The 15,861-nt window shown below is 44.0% G+C and carries 19 protein-coding genes; 11 read left to right on the forward strand and 8 right to left on the reverse strand.

Translation table 11 applies throughout. The features are described 5' to 3' along the window. Positions 1-369: 369 nt before the first annotated feature. Positions 370-1,563: an ATP-binding protein gene (locus HEQ19_13860; protein WYM00443.1), complete on the reverse strand. Its 1,194-nt coding sequence runs from the start codon at positions 1,561-1,563 to the stop codon at positions 370-372. Positions 1,564-1,799: 236 nt separating this feature from the next. Here HEQ19_13860 and HEQ19_13865 point away from each other — a divergent pair, with 236 nt between their 5' ends. Next, complete coding sequence (locus HEQ19_13865; GenBank protein ID WYM00444.1) at positions 1,800-2,645, forward strand: DUF2207 domain-containing protein; 846 nt, start codon at positions 1,800-1,802, stop codon at positions 2,643-2,645. A 306-nt stretch (positions 2,646-2,951) separates the two neighbouring features. On the opposite strand, the gene HEQ19_13870 is transcribed toward HEQ19_13865, so the two are convergent. Together HEQ19_13870 and HEQ19_13875 are read right to left on the reverse strand one after the other, a co-directional pair. Continuing rightward, positions 2,952-3,371, reverse strand: coding sequence for a hypothetical protein (locus HEQ19_13870; GenBank protein WYM00445.1), 420 nt, complete (start codon positions 3,369-3,371; stop codon positions 2,952-2,954). 15 nt (positions 3,372-3,386) lie between these two features. Then, a complete protein-coding gene (locus tag HEQ19_13875) occupies positions 3,387-3,791 on the reverse strand; it encodes a response regulator (protein ID WYM00446.1) in 405 nt (134 codons plus the stop codon). A 567-nt stretch (positions 3,792-4,358) separates the two neighbouring features. Here HEQ19_13875 and HEQ19_30990 point away from each other — a divergent pair. Next, on the forward strand, positions 4,359-4,700 hold the full coding sequence (locus HEQ19_30990; protein WZI67209.1) for a hypothetical protein: 342 nt from the start codon (positions 4,359-4,361) through the stop codon (positions 4,698-4,700). Between the two features lie 305 nt (positions 4,701-5,005). Here HEQ19_30990 and tnpA read toward each other — a convergent pair whose 3' ends face one another. Next, complete coding sequence (gene tnpA / locus HEQ19_13885; GenBank protein ID WYM03402.1) at positions 5,006-5,437, reverse strand: IS200/IS605 family transposase; 432 nt, start codon at positions 5,435-5,437, stop codon at positions 5,006-5,008. Positions 5,438-5,718: 281 nt separating this feature from the next. On the opposite strand from tnpA, the gene HEQ19_13890 reads away from it, so the two are divergent. Beyond that, positions 5,719-7,050 (forward strand): transposase, encoded by a 1,332-nt coding sequence (locus tag HEQ19_13890; GenBank protein WYM00448.1) that lies wholly within the window; start codon positions 5,719-5,721, stop codon positions 7,048-7,050. Here HEQ19_13890 and HEQ19_13895 read toward each other — a convergent pair. The 4 genes from HEQ19_13895 to HEQ19_30995 all read right to left on the reverse strand — a co-directional run bounded on the left by HEQ19_13895 (position 7,027) and on the right by HEQ19_30995 (position 12,499). Continuing rightward, positions 7,027-7,266, reverse strand: coding sequence for a DUF3596 domain-containing protein (locus HEQ19_13895; GenBank protein ID WYM00449.1), 240 nt, complete (start codon positions 7,264-7,266; stop codon positions 7,027-7,029). The genes HEQ19_13890 and HEQ19_13895 overlap by 24 nt on opposite strands. Positions 7,267-7,365: 99 nt before the next feature. Beyond that, on the reverse strand, positions 7,366-10,947 hold the full coding sequence (locus HEQ19_13900) for a DUF3987 domain-containing protein (protein WYM00450.1): 3,582 nt from the start codon (positions 10,945-10,947) through the stop codon (positions 7,366-7,368). Between the two features lie 510 nt (positions 10,948-11,457). Then, on the reverse strand, positions 11,458-11,835 hold the full coding sequence (locus HEQ19_13905; GenBank protein WYM00451.1) for a hypothetical protein: 378 nt from the start codon (positions 11,833-11,835) through the stop codon (positions 11,458-11,460). Between the two features lie 319 nt (positions 11,836-12,154). Then, positions 12,155-12,499 (reverse strand): hypothetical protein, encoded by a 345-nt coding sequence (locus HEQ19_30995; GenBank protein ID WZI67210.1) that lies wholly within the window; start codon positions 12,497-12,499, stop codon positions 12,155-12,157. Positions 12,500-12,760: 261 nt separating this feature from the next. Here HEQ19_30995 and HEQ19_13915 point away from each other — a divergent pair, with 261 nt between their 5' ends. From HEQ19_13915 to HEQ19_13950, 8 genes are all read left to right on the forward strand, one after another. Continuing rightward, positions 12,761-13,015, forward strand: a complete 255-nt coding sequence (locus HEQ19_13915; protein WYM00453.1) for a hypothetical protein — start codon at positions 12,761-12,763, stop codon at positions 13,013-13,015. Positions 13,016-13,069: 54 nt separating this feature from the next. Next, positions 13,070-13,300, forward strand: a complete 231-nt coding sequence (locus HEQ19_13920; protein ID WYM00454.1) for a hypothetical protein — start codon at positions 13,070-13,072, stop codon at positions 13,298-13,300. A gap of 28 nt (positions 13,301-13,328) precedes the next feature. Continuing rightward, on the forward strand, positions 13,329-13,577 hold the full coding sequence (locus tag HEQ19_13925; protein WYM00455.1) for a hypothetical protein: 249 nt from the start codon (positions 13,329-13,331) through the stop codon (positions 13,575-13,577). Positions 13,578-13,752: 175 nt separating this feature from the next. Further along, complete coding sequence (locus HEQ19_13930; GenBank protein ID WYM00456.1) at positions 13,753-14,007, forward strand: hypothetical protein; 255 nt, start codon at positions 13,753-13,755, stop codon at positions 14,005-14,007. Between the two features lie 277 nt (positions 14,008-14,284). After that, complete coding sequence (locus HEQ19_13935; GenBank protein ID WYL98115.1) at positions 14,285-14,524, forward strand: hypothetical protein; 240 nt, start codon at positions 14,285-14,287, stop codon at positions 14,522-14,524. Further along, complete coding sequence (locus tag HEQ19_13940; GenBank protein ID WYM00457.1) at positions 14,505-14,720, forward strand: hypothetical protein; 216 nt, start codon at positions 14,505-14,507, stop codon at positions 14,718-14,720. Before HEQ19_13935 ends, HEQ19_13940 begins: the two co-directional genes overlap by 20 nt. Then, positions 14,710-15,180 (forward strand): hypothetical protein, encoded by a 471-nt coding sequence (locus tag HEQ19_13945; GenBank protein ID WYM00458.2) that lies wholly within the window; start codon positions 14,710-14,712, stop codon positions 15,178-15,180. The genes HEQ19_13940 and HEQ19_13945 overlap by 11 nt, the downstream gene beginning before the upstream one ends. Then, positions 15,177-15,845, forward strand: a complete 669-nt coding sequence (locus tag HEQ19_13950) for a hypothetical protein (protein ID WYM00459.1) — start codon at positions 15,177-15,179, stop codon at positions 15,843-15,845. The genes HEQ19_13945 and HEQ19_13950 overlap by 4 nt, the downstream gene beginning before the upstream one ends. The last annotated feature ends 16 nt before the right edge of the window (positions 15,846-15,861 follow it).

Here is a 15,861-nt window from a genome sequence, read left to right on the forward strand (position 1 = left end):
TACGAACAAATCTATCAAACTTCTCAACTTCGCACAGTCATTCTATTTAACGATTTGAGCCAAGAAAAATTGTCACCCCCACCAGTTCCATCATTGATTCACAAATTAGCCACCTACGGGCGTCCGAACTTAAAACTGCAATCTCAGTTACAACAAACTTACCCCAAAGCTCAATTTTTGAGTTGCAATTCTAGCAGATAACTACTTGTTAAACCCGCAGAAACCCACCCTCATCAGTCAACAGTTATCAGTTAAAAGTTTTGATAACTGTTAACTGTTGACTGTTCACTGATTTAAGGGGGGTTAGGGGGGATAAATGAGCGCAAAGATACCGCCAACAACTTTTAAAACAACCTCTAAGTCCTACAGTTAACCAAACAAACGCTGCACACATTTGAGAATCACTGGCTGTAAAAAAAAGCGCTCCTTATCATCTTCTTTTATCGTTTCTACTAATGCGCGGCGTTTCAAAGATAGAAGCGCAGCCAAAATATTTCCGGTTGATTCATGGTTGCCAAGTTGTAATTTTATCTCCTCGCGAGTCAATCCTTGGGGCTGGGTTGCTAAACATTTAAGTAGGGTTTGTTCCCAGGACGAAATATGCTTTAACCATTGCGTTACCAGTGGCTCAAATTCACCAGCTACTATAGTTCCTGAAGCTAAAAAATCTCCCACATTTCCAGCAAATAATTCGTGAATTAAATTGGCTACCATGTTTAAAAATAGCGGATTACCACCATATTGATTAACCAAAGTCATCCACTGTTGGGCATCAAAAATTAGTCCATGATGCTGTAACAGTTCAATTGCACCTTCCATCAGTCCACCGAGAGGGAAAATTACTGCACCATTCGCTGTTAAAGTATTTAATCCTGCCGGTTGTTCGCGACTGGTTAAAATCACACAACTAGTATGAGCAATTTGCACTACTGAACGCAGAAACTCAGCATATGCTTCATATCCTAAACGATATTGTCCGGCGCGATCGCCCCCTAAAATACCGTCCCAACCATCAAAAATTACCAGAGTTTGCGGGGGTAAAGATGGAACTGAATCCGGGTTTGGTGCTGTCAGATGAAACGAAAACCACTGCGTTTGTTGAAACTTAGATTGCAAAGCTACAGCCAGTTTAGCCGCTACAGCAGTTTTACCTATACCTCCCATCCCCGTAATTGCAATCAGGCGCGTTCCTTGCTCAATTTTCTGCGTGAGGGACGCCAATTCGTAACCCCGCCCAAAGAACAAAGTAATGTTAGGGATTTGGGTTGTACTAGATACAGAATAATTCAGAGAACGTTCCAGCAAATCTTGCCAATTTAGCTGCAAAACTTGACAAAACACTTTAAATACAGACGCATCAATCCCATCACCTTTCAGGAAGCGTTTCCATGTCGGTAAAGATACACCAGCCGCAAATACATCCGCATTTTCCCAGTCACGATCTGGGACAAGAATTTGACTTGCAGCTTCTAACCAACGCGGATCATCAATCGTCCAACCTTTTTCTTTACGAGCTTGTTTGACAATTTGCAGTCCAGTTAACGAGAGTTTGAGGCTAGGCATTGGACATTAGTTAGAGTGTGCATCAAATTTGTCAAGCTCAATTTTAGATCAGTTCGGCACTGAACCGAAAGTTAACTAGAATACGCAATTCAAATCAGTGATAGTAAAGACATCACCTGAGATATTCCACCGTTCTCAATAATCTTAGGGTGTGTACTGTCCACAACCTAAAAACCAGCATTTGAATCCCTAATCCCCAATCCCCAATCCTCAATTTAACTTCTGGAGTAAATTAAATGCTGAAGAAAATTATCCGCAGGATTTTTCTATTTTGCGTCGCTCTCTTTCTCACCATTGGGCTTGCTATTAATCATGCTAATGCTCAAGTACCACCTTTCTATTGGGATTTTATTAACGTTGATATTGCTGTTCAAACCAACGGTGATATGTTAGTCACTGAAACTCAGAAATATACATTTACCGGAGATTATAAAAATCAACGTTTTCGCTATATTCCTCTCGACAAAGTAGACGAAATTACTAATGTATCGGTGTCCGAAAATGGTCAAATATTGCCATCGACCACAGGTAGTGAAAATAATCAATTGTGGATTCGTTGGGAACACGAACTTAAACCGCCTGAAAGCCATACTTTTGTTTTGCAATATCGTGTAGTTGGTGGGTTGCACGTCGATAATGAAACCGCGCAGGTATACTGGAAAGCCATCTTTGCTGACCGGAAAGCTGCTGTCAAACAAGCAAAAGTAAAAGTTAAATTCCCTGAACAAGTAGCTAACAATATCAAAGATTTCCAGAGTTTCGGAATACCCGCAAATGTCCGCCAAGTCGATGCCAAAACCATAGAGTTCGTTGCTAAAGAAGCTATTGAACCACAGCAAGAGTTAGAAGTTCAGGTAACATTTACTCGTGCAAGTATTGATGTAAAAACTCCCCAATGGCAAAGCTCAGGCTCGTTAAATGGTTCTCTTTGGTTTTGGATTATTGGGACATTCCTTTTCATAGGGACACTGCTACTTAGTTCGATTTCTGGCGGTTCTTCTAGCGGTGGCGGTGGTGGCGATGGTGGCGGTGGTGGCGGTGGTGGCGGTGGCGGCGGTGGTGGCGGTGGCGGCGGTGGTTAATCACCATACTTGAGGGCGCGCAAGACATTGCGCCCCAAAAGCACCTGTAGTGAACAGACCTCTTGCAAAAGTCCCCTAACACCCCACCCCCAGCCCCTAAGCGCTTGCGCTTAGGGGAGAATTTGCTTTAGCGCGGGGTGGGGTTTTTATTGTTTTATTTATCCCCAACCCCCCTTAAAAGGGGGGTAAAAACCGTTGGATGGGGCGCAAGGCCTGGATGGGGGGCTGGAGGGCGCAAGGCCTGGATGAGGGGCTGGGGGGCGCAAGGCCTTGCGCCCCTACTATTCCCTAATTTCTTGTCAACAATCAACTAGAGGTTAGTTGTCGAATTAAGGCGACTGTTGGATAGTCATCTGATGCGTAATCTGCTAATAATCTTTGTTTAGTTGCTTCGTTAACTTCCAAATTACCATCCGCATTGAAGTAGCAAATTTCTTCTTTATATCCCCAAGATAAGAGTTTTTCGCAGAGTTTCTCAGCAACAATATTTTTAATATTCAGTTCTGGTTGTAGACATTCTGGATGTTGTAATAACCAATAGATTGTTTCTGGCTCAGTTTCCACAAGTTGACTGACCGCAATTATCAGAATTTTGCGAATATGATGAGGACTGGGAACGAAGGTCAGGAAATCTTTGAAGGTATGGATAGCTTGAGGATTATGGCTCTTGAGTAAAAGAAGAGCAATATTGATTAATTGCTGAGTACGTTCTGAAGAAATAGGCATTTTAATCAGCACATATTATACTTTAATAACCGATTGGCAATGTCGGATGCCACTTGGTACTGATGGCAACTTAGAATAAAGTACTTGCAGCAAAAGTTTCGGAGAAAACGGTTTTAATAAAATCTCTTTGTCATGGAGGTAATTATGCCAATTTGGAATATTTTCTACTTCAGCTTCAGTCATCAAAATAAAAGGTATTTCTATTTCTAAATTTTGCTGGATTCTTTGCCTTAATTCTAATCCATTGGCATCTGGAAGCCTATAATTACACAGAATTATATCTGGTTCTTCCAATCTAGTAAGCTCATATCCCTCCTGAGATGTCATGGCAATTAGCGCACAGAATCCATGCAATATTAGCCACTCTTCTAGAAGTTCTAATAATAAAAAATCATGCTCAATTACGAGAATCTTATACATATTGTAATCAAAACTGATGAGGTTTACTCTCGCCGGCTCTTAACCTACGCAGTATTGCCATCCGTTGGGTGGGGATTTTGAACTATTTTGTTTATACTTTAAAAAAAATTTGTGAATTATCTGTGAATTGCCAAAAAAAAATTAAAAATCCGGACACGCGGACTTACTTACTTCCGGGTGGACGTAGTACCGTAGCACTGTTTCAGTGTCGTCTCCAATCCAATAGGCTACCTTATCTGGTGTCGCTCCAAGTGCGATCGCCCAAGTGGCGAATGTGTGCCTAGTGGAGTACGGCTTTAAATAGGGAACCCCCTTGCACTCTAAGTCTCGGATGACGCCTGGTAGTCCGTCCTTGCTTCTATTCCAGGCGTAACCCAGTAGAGTGCTACACACAGGGCGTCCCCGAATCGTTGTAAAAACATAAGATTCCTCGGTTCGGGATGCGCTGAGGGATACGAGCAGCGAATGGAGCCTGGAATCACTGCTGCATTGAAAAATCCTGGTTTTGCGATTTTTGGTGCTTTTCTCTAATCCCAAGAGATTTCTTGATTTTGAAAAAGTGATAAATTGACAGCATGGACTGATATCCTTCCAGAGCAATGCGAACGCTTCCCCGTGTCTACAACCTGTCCAGAAGAGGAATTTGATCAGGCTTGCGTAGTGTTTGTGTTGCTCGTGGTCTTCAAACGATTGAATAATCAAATCACGCTGATCGATGCTGAATGCCTTGCAAGCGCCACTGCTACCTTTTGGCTTCTTGATCTTGAGATTGGCGAACGGGTTGGACTCGATCAATCCTTCATCGACTGCCCACCTACAACATTGGTCGAATCGCAACAGATAGCGCCATGCCATCAACTGGCTCGTATTCTGTACAAGCCAGCTTCTGATTTTGGCTGCATGAGCTAAAGATTTTGTCGGCAGGCGTCTAATAATATTGCCGACTACATTGTAGTTAGCATAAATTGTTGTTGGCTCCAATTGGAGAGATTGAAATTCGACAAAGAGTTTCCACAGATGCCCCATGTCATATTGCTGGGGCTGGGAAATGATGGGCGCGGTGAATGCGGACATAACCGGTTTAACGTAGCGCGAAAGTCCCCACCTTCAGCGTACTCGCAAGGTGGGGATGAATAGCGGGCTGCGACGATTGCATCTATGACCAAAATCGACCGCAAGGTTGATAAGGGAATGGATGTATGAGGAGTAGCCATTCATTCATTTGGGGATTCTTGAGATTGTATATATTGCTTGATTTTTTCAATTGGTGCGCCGCCAGTAGAAGAGACATAATATGAACTAGACCAAAAAACAGGTTGACGATAAAAATTAGATAGATGTTCTGAGAATTCTTTCTGAATAATTCTGCTTGATGCTGATTTTAGACTACCTACAAGAACGGATAAGTTGTTATCTGGGTGGAAATCAACTAGCAAATGAACATGATCCACTTCGCCTGAAAACTCGATTAGTCTGCACTTGGTTTTTCTACAGACATTTGCAAATATTTCTGGCAACCGTTCCAACATTGAAGCGGTTATTGTTTTGCGTCTGTACTTGGTTACAAACACAAAATGTTGGCGAATAGAGAAAACAGAATGAGAGCCTTTTCTGGGAAGAACTTGACCAAAGAGGCGGAGGGGCAGGGAGCAGGGAGCAGGGGGAGCAATCCCTGTCCCGTTCGCGGAGCGTCTCGCAGAGAAGCCGTGAAGCGGAGCGGAACATGGGTATCTTCGCGGAGCGTCTCGAAGAGAAGCCCCGCCCTTCTAGGGCGCTCTTACTGGGGCGGAGTACAAGCTCCGTCTCAGTTTTCCCCCTTGCTCCCTGCCCCCTGCTCCCCTGCCTCTTTTGACAAGCCTATAGGTCAACTGTAATATCATAGAATAAATGTAAAAAGGAGGCAAATAAATCAGTGGCTACAAGACGGATGACTTTCAGGTTATACCCAAATAAGCAGATAGAGAAGTCTTTGCGGTATCACCGAAAGCTCCATAAAGACTTGTATAATGCTGCTATTTATAACAGATTCACTCAATATCAAAAGTTCAACCACAAGGTTGATTATTTTGAACAACAGAATTGTTTGCCAGAGTTCAAAGAAGTTTGGATAGAGTATAAAGAAATCAATTCACAAGCTCTACAAGCAACTTTAAAACGTGTTGATTTTGCTTTCCAACGCTGGTTTGTAGGATTGGGTAAACGCCCTAAATACAAGTCAATTCGCCATTATTCTGGTTGGACATATCCAGCTAAAACTGGTTATTCTGTAGAATCTAATGGCGAAAATGGGTATTTGAATCTGTCTAAAATTGGACGAATTCAAATGAGGGGTAAAGCTAAGTATTGGGGTAAACCAACTACTTGCACAATTGTTTACAGAAATGGTAAATGGTACGCATCAATCACAATTGATGCTTTAGACCAAGTTCTCAAGCCAGAAATTTTACCAACGGGTGCTATTGGTATAGATTTAGGATGTAAAGCAGCATTGTCAATTACTGATGGCGAAAATCATCAACAGATTGAAGCGCCAAAGTTTTTGAGGAATGCTGAACAGAAAATAAAAAAAGCGTCTAAAGAGAAGAGACGCAAACGCGCACCAAATAGAAAGAAAAAAATTAAAGCTTCTAGAAGATGGAAAAAATCCCAAGCTAAGGTTAGCAAGATAACTCGCAAGGTTGCTAATCAAAGACAGAATTGGGTGCATCAAGTTGCAGCAGAAATAGTCAGCGGTAATAGCTTCGTTGCAACTGAAAAACTAGAAGTAAAGAAGATGACCAGCAAGGCTAAAAAAGGTAAGCGCAAGAAGCAAAAATCGGGTTTGAATAAGTCAATACTTGACGTAGGTTTTGGGATGCTACGCGATACTGTCAAATACAAAGTAGAACAAATTGGTGGTGTATTTGTAGAAGTTCCAACCCTGAAGGTAAGGCCTAGCCAAACCTGTCCAAAGTGCGGTCATCAACATAAGAAAACACTTGATATTAGAGTTCACGAGTGTGGTGTTTGTGGATACCGTCAGGACAGAGATATTGCTGCTGCCGAGGTAATGCTTTACTGGGCTAAAGGCACTCTACCGGAGTCAGGAACTGGCTTCGTAGGCGCAGAGCCATCTAGCTCTACTTCATGTACTCGCAAAAAAGCGGGAAGCATGAAGCAACTAGGGGCAAAGAAGCGTCAAAAATCTACAGAAAGCTTTGCTAGAAACGAACTGAGGGACGTAGAAACCCACAGTTCAGGCGGAGCCAACTGTGGGTAGTTCATAACGGTACCTTTCTAGCGTGGGGTCGAATTGCCCAAGAGCAATGTCATTGGCGATAATGTCTCGCCGAACTCTTACCAATTCTCTGTTTTTCTTGGTATCCTTCAGTCGGGTAGGTAACTGGAACTGTTTCGGGTATCCCCTTACCCGAAACCGAAGCCAAAGGTTATTGGATCGCTTGTCTACAGCGATCCATTTGTTTTCTTCATCCATCACTCAATAAGCAAGAGAGTCGTTAGTTGAACCTGGCAGAGCAAGTAGCTGGGAGGAATGTAGAACCCCCACACTCAAGGTACTCCTTGAGTGGGAGTGTCAATCCTCGACCACTCGGTGAGCAAAAAACCGCTGAGGTTCTGTGAACCTGCCATTTTTTGTGGGGAATTTTACCCATATCCACAAATGATCCTGTTTTTCAACAACTCCTTTCCTCGCTACTGGCTGCTTGTTTTTGTAGCCATCGCAAACAATGACCACATCGCCTAGTGGATAATTGGCGGATGGCGAGTCATAGCAGGCGCGGAGATCCTGCAGCCTAACTCGCTGGGGCGTCCCTTCGCTGGGCTTTACCAGCGCTTCAGGTTTTTTAAAAAACTCTCCTTCTTCCACAATTTGGATAATTTTGACTCTTCCGCGAAATTCTCCTGAGTAGTAATATTGTCCTTCCGCAAAGAATGGAGTCCTGGTGATGTCTATTCCCGTCAACTTCCTATCCAGTCCTAGCGAAAGCATCTCGGCATGGGTTAGCGCCTGACATTTGGAGGCAGGGTAGCTGCCGAATAATTGGCTTTTGTCTCCCCCGTCAAGGATTAAAATTCCGTCAGAGTGTCCAGTAACTTGCGCGAGATTTTCTCCATGTCTCACCCAGTTTCCTCTTGGGAATTGCTGCTCAATCGCCTGTAGTCGTTGCTGCGCTTGGTTTTCGAGTTCAGAGTTAGCGTTGTTTTCTGAGTTTTTGATTTCTGATTTCTCTGAAATTTCATCATCACCATCATCAAAGCCCTGATCGCCTTGCGGTGACTGCTGTTGAGGGTGATGATCAATCATCATCAAGCCATCATCACCATCATCACTTTTGTCTTCTATCTCCGGGGCGGTATCAAGCTCAGTCTGTGCGATCGCTTCACGGGTGATGATGGGTGATGATGTTTGATCATCACCCTCATCGCCTTGCTGGACAAGGGGTTTAGCCTCGGATTCCAGCGCGGTGATGATGTTTGATGATGTTTGATCATCGCCCTCAAAGCCTTGCCCACTCGAAATCCTGGGCGATGTGATGATGTTTGATGATGTTTTTGGAGATGAATAATATTTGCCTTCCCTCAGAGTAATTAATCCCAGTTCTTGTATGGCACTACAAAGGCTCTCAACTTCTGTTGTTGGTTTTTTTCGTAGAGAATATATGCCGGATCTGATTTCTCTGACCGCCACCCCGTCTCGTTTGTCAATGAATTCCTTTATTTTAAGCAAATCACCTGTCAACTCTTGGCAGTTGGCATTATAGAGTAATTTCGCTTGATTTAAATAGAAATCGGTTAACGCGCAAGCGCTGTACATGGTCATGCCGCTAATCATCTGTTCCGGCTCGTGTCCCGCCAGTACAGCGTTGACGATGTGCAGCCATAGCCCCAATCGAGCAAAATAACTTTGAATTTTGGGGTAAACAGCCCTCATCCCCGGATGGGTCTCCGCTATCTGCTTATCAGTCAGCCAGCGATGATAAGTCTGAAGAACTCCCTTTGCTCCATCGGTCAAGAAATAATCCCTCTCTGGTAATTTGCCTATCTGCCGATATAAAGTTGTTAGAGATTCTTCTAGCATCTGCCCGGCGTCATCGTCATCCTTGAATAAATTGATGTAAGCAACCTCGCCCGGAACAAGACAGAACAGCCAGCGCGCAAACTCTCCTGTGTAGTCGCTAAAGCTTTGCTGTCCAAGGAATTTAGAGAGCGTCTCCGGCTGAGTATTCCCGGTGCGGCTGATAGCGGATTGCTTCAAAAACAATGATTCGCTAGAAGTATCTTTCAGGATACTGCCGCCATTAAATTCGCTTAAATCTATCTCCAAGTCATCCCCCTTTCCGTTGCGGTACTTGTTTCTTCCATTGATAAATGATGACCATTCGTCCCGATAGTTCAGCAATCCTCTAGGGTTCTCTGCGTGAATTTTGATTCGAGTTTCTGTAGTCGTCCCTTGAACAATAAAGCGTTGACGCGGTGGCGGTGGTGTAGGCGGCTCTGAATCAGAATTCTTTTTGTAGCTTTTGAGCGCTTGCTCGAAGTCGTCTTGAGCTAATTTCCACCACTTATATTCTTCAGCCTCTAGTTTGGTCAGGGGCGAAATGATCACTTCTTGGGACGGAGTTTTGAGCCGCCCAGTTGGGGCAACGATGCAGCTCCAAAAAATTGCGGGTTGAGTGAACTTCGCACCCGGCTTCACAACAATTCTGGCCGCGCTCCCCATTCGTGACCCAGCAACCGGGATGAGGGTTGTGATCAAGTTTTCAACGCTGGTAGGCATTGCATCCGCGACTTTTGTAAGCAGATCCGCGAATCTACCGCCGTCACCCCAGAATAAATCCCGTGGCTTAAGCCTAGACTGTTGTGCCTTTAATAGCTGGGGGATTTGTTGTCCCATCTCCAACCGCTCTTCTATCCCCTGCCGTTCACGTACTAGGGCAAAGTATGTGCGTCGAACGTCTGCGGTACTTCTGCCAAAATTATCTGCAATTTCTGGGAGCTTAATTTCTACGTGAGATTTTGGTAAATCCTGGTCGATAAGCTTGTTGAGTGCGTTAATCACTGCCTGTGAAACATCAACTGGTTCCAGGTGTTTTGGCAAGGGGCTGGTATTGGCAGAATGGATGTTAGTTTTTGGAGGTTGGTTGTTGGACTGTCCCTGGCGCTGCCATGCTTTAACGCAATTCTCTAATGCATCATCAGTCAAAGTGGCGGTTGGGTTGTCTTTCTCTGCTGACTTCCAGATTGCATCGGACTCCCAGTCGTCCAATGGGGGAGAACAATGGGCACAAAAATTATCAAATAGCGTCCGGGGATGTCCATCATACCTATGCCCTAGGTGATTCAACCTTGTTGCTGTACCGATTAAATTCCGGGACAGCTTTGTACCAGCCACGTTGCGACCGGGCGAAATTTGCCCTCCGTCAATGAGTGCGCGATCGCTCTTGGATAAGCACTCGTAAAGTGGCACATCCCCAGTGGGTAAAGGTATTGTCGGCGCAGTCGTGGATTTTTTATGTGAAGGGATGAGTTCGCGTAGATGGGAGAGGGCGTAGGTCTGCCCTGACTGAGAGATTATTGTTACTTGCTTACCAGTTCCTGCATGGACACAGCCGGCTAGTCTCATTACTCGTGAGGGGTTTTTTAATGAGCGGTCGGCGTCGGCGTATTCAAGCAGGTCGGACTGGAGCGATCGCCATTCCTCTACAGTAATTGGACAATGAAAAACCCAATAACTGTGGATAGACTTGCCGCCAGTATCAATCTGAAAAGTTGGCTCAGGCAAATTCAGGGACTGCCACAAATCACGCTGGATGTCCTTACTGAGGTTATCGTGTTCATAAAATATAGCCCGACAGTTCTGTACTTCTTTATCGCTATGCCCACCGTTAACAACGACGTAGCAGCCACGTCCTTGCGATTGCCAATCTGACACGGTTACTGTTAGTTGATTGATATTTTTGATTGTTGCTTTTCTGCCTTTATCACTTGATTTATTGGGGTGCGTGGATGGCAGGAAGCCTCGTAAATAAATGGTTTGGTCAAAAAAATCGGCTTGCTTGGTATATCCAAGTAGTTCAAGATGTAATAGCGATTGTTTAATATCAATATCTGAGAGGCTTGTAATTTGTGAATTTCTAGTTGGAGCGTTTACCATGACTAGTTTTCGCCTCCAATTAGTGTTAGAATTAGACCACAATTATTGATTTTTGATGGATTGGGGGGATGCGCGAACATTCGCCCAATTTTATTTTTGTACTTATTCATGTGTCCTCTATTTTGTATTGATTGAGTTGGTATTTTTTCTACTGAGTGATGTTTTTGGTCGGCTAAGGAACGCAATTTAGGCATTACTGTTTTTTGAGATTGTGACAATTGCATCTCCCGTGTCTGTCTTCTGTCATACATATGGTGGGGTTGGGTTTAGGTAAAGGTATGCCGCCTCTTTGTACGTCCTGCCTCCAGAAATGCGGACGTATGCTATTGCGCCCAAATAGATAATTTCTGGCTGGACTGGAAGCTCAGGGATATTAGTTTGAAGGACGGGCGTACCGTTGCCGTTGAGTAAAACAATTTTCATGGATGGAATATAGCAAGCAGATATAAGTCTATTGGGTTATCGACAGCGATCGCACAAAAAAAAGTCGCTCTGCTATATGCAGTGCGGCTACTCCTGTGGTTTGATAGTCAAAAAATAAATCTGTTGCTTAAGAGCCTGTACCTCTTGTACAAAAACGGCTTCTATCGTTTCGCTTTCTTGCAGTCGCGCCTCAAACTGTTGCCGATTTTCCTGCAAATGAGTCAAAAACCTTTTTTCTATTAGTTCGAGACGCTCAAGGATTTTCCCATTACTAGCGCATCCCTCGCAACTGCCGTGCCTAGTACTATCCTCTCTTGCGCTATCAATCTCAACAATTCCGAGCGAGTTAATCCCATCGACTGGGCTATCCTCTCCATATTCTCCCAGTCTTTCTCGCTCATCCTTACATTCACCGTTTTTGCGTCGTCCGCTAATGTTTTGGGTCGTGCCATTTAATTCATTCACTAACTACAGCCTCATTTTAGCTTTGCAAATTTTTTTTGTATACACGAAACTATTGGCATGTTTCGTCTTTGCATTATACTACCATTAGTTACGCAAAGACAGAATAAAAAACATCTCCCCCCACGCCTAGACCTTGCGTGCCCCGGAGAAAGCCCCGCACCACGGAGGGCGCGTGCCTCCGTGAGGAAACACCCTAGCCCAGTTCACTCCCCCAAGAGGAAGATATGTATGAAGACCGAATTAAACGAATGATTAGACACCGCAGTCACCAGTTAAGCAAGCATAAAAAAAACTCGTATCGGACTACTCCGGCACGAGCCTAGGGTTGATAATCTATTTCTAGTCCAGACTGAGCTTTTTCTAAAAATTCGATCCTTGACTCAAGGTAAGCAACCTCTTCTTTCTTAACCGCCAACTGATGGCGACAGTCATTGATCAGCTGGCGATAGATTCCCCCAAGATCGCTTTCTCGTTTGCTGGAGGTTGTTGTACTTGCTGGGAGCTCCTTGCAAATATCTCTACTATTTCGGATCGACTGATGTTCATTTCCGTGGCCATCTTGTCCAGAGCCTCTACAGACGATGCAGTCAGCGCTATACTGACCCTCATCTTTGGTTCGTCGTATTTGCCGTGCTTCTTTTTGACCATTGTTTAAGGGGTTCATGATTCTTACACAAAATAGTAACACTGTCTCTTATACAAGATGCAACACAAGTTTCTTTGGTAGATGGTATCATTTTTCTTGTACAAAACATGTTGCATTTCTTGTACAAGATGCTATCATACTTTTATTCTTGTACAAGACGCAAGATAATTCTCCCCCACGCCTAGACCTTGCGTGGCACCCGGAGAAAGCACCCGCACACTTGGCAGCGCGTGCCCCCGTGCGGAAACAACCTAACCAAACCACCAACAGAAAACACCTATGGAGATACAAGAGAGACTGAACGAACTGAATTTTGAGGAAGCTTTTGAGATCTGCGGATTGATCTGCTTTTCCTTCAGGGATGGCACAACAGTAAAGACCATCCGGGATGAGATGAAGGACGAATGCATAACTTTCCGTGAATTAGCTGCAGAAATCGATAAATTACAGCCTCTTGAGCAGTTGCAAGTGGTTGTCAGTCTGTGTACCAAGAAAATTGATCCGCTTGAGCTTAAGTTTCTAGCGAATGATTAGACTGATCGACCAAACGAAAACGAAAGAACAACACTAGTAACTATGTACTAACTAATGACTACTAATCCAAAGAAATTTATTCTTCTCAAAGAGGCTGATGAATCGATGATCATCAACCTAGAGTCTGTGAGTCAAATAACGAGGGATAACATCGGTGAGGTTTACGTTTTTTACAAAGGTGACGCCAACCCCTTGCATCTAACTGAAGATGCCAGCATTTTCTGGAATTACATTGCTCAATATTGTTTGGACTTAAGGGGGGTAAATGACTCAATATTTGGTTAAAGCTTGCACGGATCTTGAAGACGCACAGATGATAGAGCTTGTGGCTGCTCTTTGTGTTGCTCAAAGAGACGAAACCACTATTTCTTATCAACTAGATTCCGTTCCTTGTCAAATAGATGGGAGATCTTCGACGATTCCTAGCAGCTTAATTAAAGAGATGGATTTTTGGATGGGCAACTTATCAGCCCCTGAACAAATAGATTTTTTGAAATCTATGATCATCCCAATGCTGGAGAAACTCGAAGAGAGTCTCGGTAACAGCCAAGGAGGCGCATGATGAAGCCAGATCTTCTCGTCCAAGGGAAACGATACACTTATCAGTCAAAAACAGTCACCTACTGTTATAGATATTCCGTCCAATTTTCACGGTTCGTTTTTTTTGGAAGAAACTATTGGCTAACTCTCCCCTTGCGTATTGTTGAAAATGATGTTTCTGAAAAAACCTGAAAAATATGCAAAACACAGAAGATTCACACGACTCAGACTCCATAGTTTTTGCGATAGCCTTCGCAATTGCTTGTGACTTCAGCGCTACTGCGTTAGGAGAAGACTGGAAGAAACTGCAAATTATGATCATGGAACAAACTTTCAAGTTAATTGAATGCCTGTCTCCCGAAGAATTGCTCCACTGGATGGAAAAAAAACTGCCGCCACCAGCAGAACAACCGACAGATGCCCAAAACACTCAAGTCCGTTCATATTCCTAAAGCGCCGCACTACGGACACAACAAGATTTGCGGTAAAACGACGGAACGCTTGCAGCACAAAGATTAAACCATTTTTAAAGCCATGAAAGCCACAGGCACTGCTTCAGTATACGGATACGATTATCCCTATCACAGCGAACACGCAAAACCCCCCGTCCAACCGCGAATACTCAGCCACCAACACTCAACCCACAGGAACGTCCGCAGCAGAGGCAGTTTAGTCCTATGAGCAGTTTTTAGTTGATTCATGGAAGCCACGAACGCAAAGATAGTGATTATGTCCCAACCTGTCGAATCGTTGATACAGCAAGCATGGGAATTGCTTTCTGAAATCCAATCCCATCCCCAGGTCAAGCATCTGGAGTATAGTCCTGACGCGACTATTGGTGATGCCTTGCAAGCGCTAGTTGAGTTGCAATCAGAGATTGATGATTCCCCAATGCCAGAAAAATATTTCGTTAGCGCAAATAACCCATTATCAGATGAAGAAAACAACGATGGACAAACAAATCCTTGATGAAAATACTGGACTTTGGTTTACAACATTTGTTGCATTAACTGAGGGCGGATGCCCGGAATACCAAGCAGCAGCAGCGGCTGACATCGTAGCTACAGACGATTACTCAATTGATATGCAAGGCGGTAGATCCGAAGCCGAACAAGAACTAGTTAAATCTACGCTGAAATACTTGCAAGGTAGTGATGATGCTTGATGTAAACATTCGAACAATTGTATTTAGCAGTCTGGTGATTAGTAGCGCTGTATTCGGCGGTAACAACTTCGGAAACATTCAATCACAATTTGGCAATGCGCGGGAAATGCTAGCCACTGAAACTGCTAGGAATGGTGAACTTCAAGCAACAATTATTAGCTCTGAAAATCAAGCCAAAATCGCTGAACAGCGCTATTCAAATGGGTGCTTAATTCTGCTCTACAAAGGACAAATGACAGCACTTTCGCAAGGAAGTCCAGTTTATGACACCGTGACCGGAAAACCGTTGCCAAAGGGGACTGTCGTATGTGACGGCTATGGACTTACGGCAATTCTAGAGCCGCGTGATTTTGATGGCGATGGTAAATATGAGCCAGTGATTGCCCAAGAGGCATTTACAGGCGATTCTGAAGTGATTGGTAAAGCAATCAAAACTAATAGGAAGGTAGTTTATAAATGACAGTGTTTAACCCCAAGAAGTGGAAATTTAGCCTATCAAGATCCGGTCTTCAGATCTTGAACTTCTCAGCAGCAGCTTTGGCATTGTGGATTGCTTATTTAAATATTGGTCCGTATGCCTTCGCTGTCCAGAAGATAGGAACACGAGTGATTGACCAGGCGCTCATTCAAGGCTTTTATCAACTATGGTTTTTCGGCAAGATATTCCAGGCTTTTGGATTAATTTCTCACTGGCTTTTAGGCTTGCTAATTTGGTTCATAATTCAACTCGCACAAGTTGCCCCCATCCTGATAAAGCACTCTCGGAAGTACATGCGGAACGTAATCAATGACGCTAACAGTGGTGACGCATTCCAGATTAAAGATAATGATAATGCTGCATTGAAAGCATTGAAAAAAGCCTACAATCTACTGCCTTTACAAGGTATCAGAAAGGCTCGAATAGCTTCCAAAACAGCCTATGGCGTTGATGCTTGTCTCTGCTTGATTGCTTACCCTCCAATCGCGGGTGGCAATGTTTTGCAACTACTTTTTGCGCTGGCAATGGGGCAGTGGAGCCGCATTGACTGGGTAGCAGTTCTCCTTACGTTGATCACAATGCTTTGCATGGAAGTGTTGCTAGAAGGCTACCTTTGGTGGACTGAGACTGCCCGTTACATGAAATAGTTTGACCAAGAAACGC

The sequence above is a fragment of the Gloeotrichia echinulata CP02 genome, assembly GCA_038087035.1.
Classification (GTDB): Bacteria; Cyanobacteriota; Cyanobacteriia; order Cyanobacteriales; family Nostocaceae; genus Gloeotrichia; species Gloeotrichia echinulata.

Excerpts from the sequence above, each read along its gene's own strand:
- HEQ19_13860 (WYM00443.1), bottom strand. The coding sequence starts at position 1,563 with ATGCCTAGCCTCAAACTCTCGTTAACTGGACTGCAAATTGTCAAACAA.
- HEQ19_13865 (WYM00444.1), top strand. The coding sequence starts at position 1,800 with ATGCTGAAGAAAATTATCCGCAGGATTTTTCTATTTTGCGTCGCTCTC.
- HEQ19_13870 (WYM00445.1), bottom strand. The coding sequence starts at position 3,371 with ATGCCTATTTCTTCAGAACGTACTCAGCAATTAATCAATATTGCTCTT.
- HEQ19_13875 (WYM00446.1), bottom strand. The coding sequence starts at position 3,791 with ATGTATAAGATTCTCGTAATTGAGCATGATTTTTTATTATTAGAACTT.
- HEQ19_13890 (WYM00448.1), top strand. The coding sequence starts at position 5,719 with ATGACTTTCAGGTTATACCCAAATAAGCAGATAGAGAAGTCTTTGCGG.
- HEQ19_13895 (WYM00449.1), bottom strand. The coding sequence starts at position 7,266 with ATGGATGAAGAAAACAAATGGATCGCTGTAGACAAGCGATCCAATAAC.
- HEQ19_13900 (WYM00450.1), bottom strand. The coding sequence starts at position 10,947 with ATGGTAAACGCTCCAACTAGAAATTCACAAATTACAAGCCTCTCAGAT.
- HEQ19_30995 (WZI67210.1), bottom strand. The coding sequence starts at position 12,499 with ATGAACCCCTTAAACAATGGTCAAAAAGAAGCACGGCAAATACGACGA.
- HEQ19_13915 (WYM00453.1), top strand. The coding sequence starts at position 12,761 with ATGGAGATACAAGAGAGACTGAACGAACTGAATTTTGAGGAAGCTTTT.
- HEQ19_13920 (WYM00454.1), top strand. The coding sequence starts at position 13,070 with ATGACTACTAATCCAAAGAAATTTATTCTTCTCAAAGAGGCTGATGAA.
- HEQ19_13925 (WYM00455.1), top strand. The coding sequence starts at position 13,329 with ATGATAGAGCTTGTGGCTGCTCTTTGTGTTGCTCAAAGAGACGAAACC.
- HEQ19_13930 (WYM00456.1), top strand. The coding sequence starts at position 13,753 with ATGCAAAACACAGAAGATTCACACGACTCAGACTCCATAGTTTTTGCG.
- HEQ19_13935 (WYL98115.1), top strand. The coding sequence starts at position 14,285 with ATGTCCCAACCTGTCGAATCGTTGATACAGCAAGCATGGGAATTGCTT.
- HEQ19_13940 (WYM00457.1), top strand. The coding sequence starts at position 14,505 with ATGGACAAACAAATCCTTGATGAAAATACTGGACTTTGGTTTACAACA.
- HEQ19_13945 (WYM00458.2), top strand. The coding sequence starts at position 14,710 with ATGATGCTTGATGTAAACATTCGAACAATTGTATTTAGCAGTCTGGTG.
- HEQ19_13950 (WYM00459.1), top strand. The coding sequence starts at position 15,177 with ATGACAGTGTTTAACCCCAAGAAGTGGAAATTTAGCCTATCAAGATCC.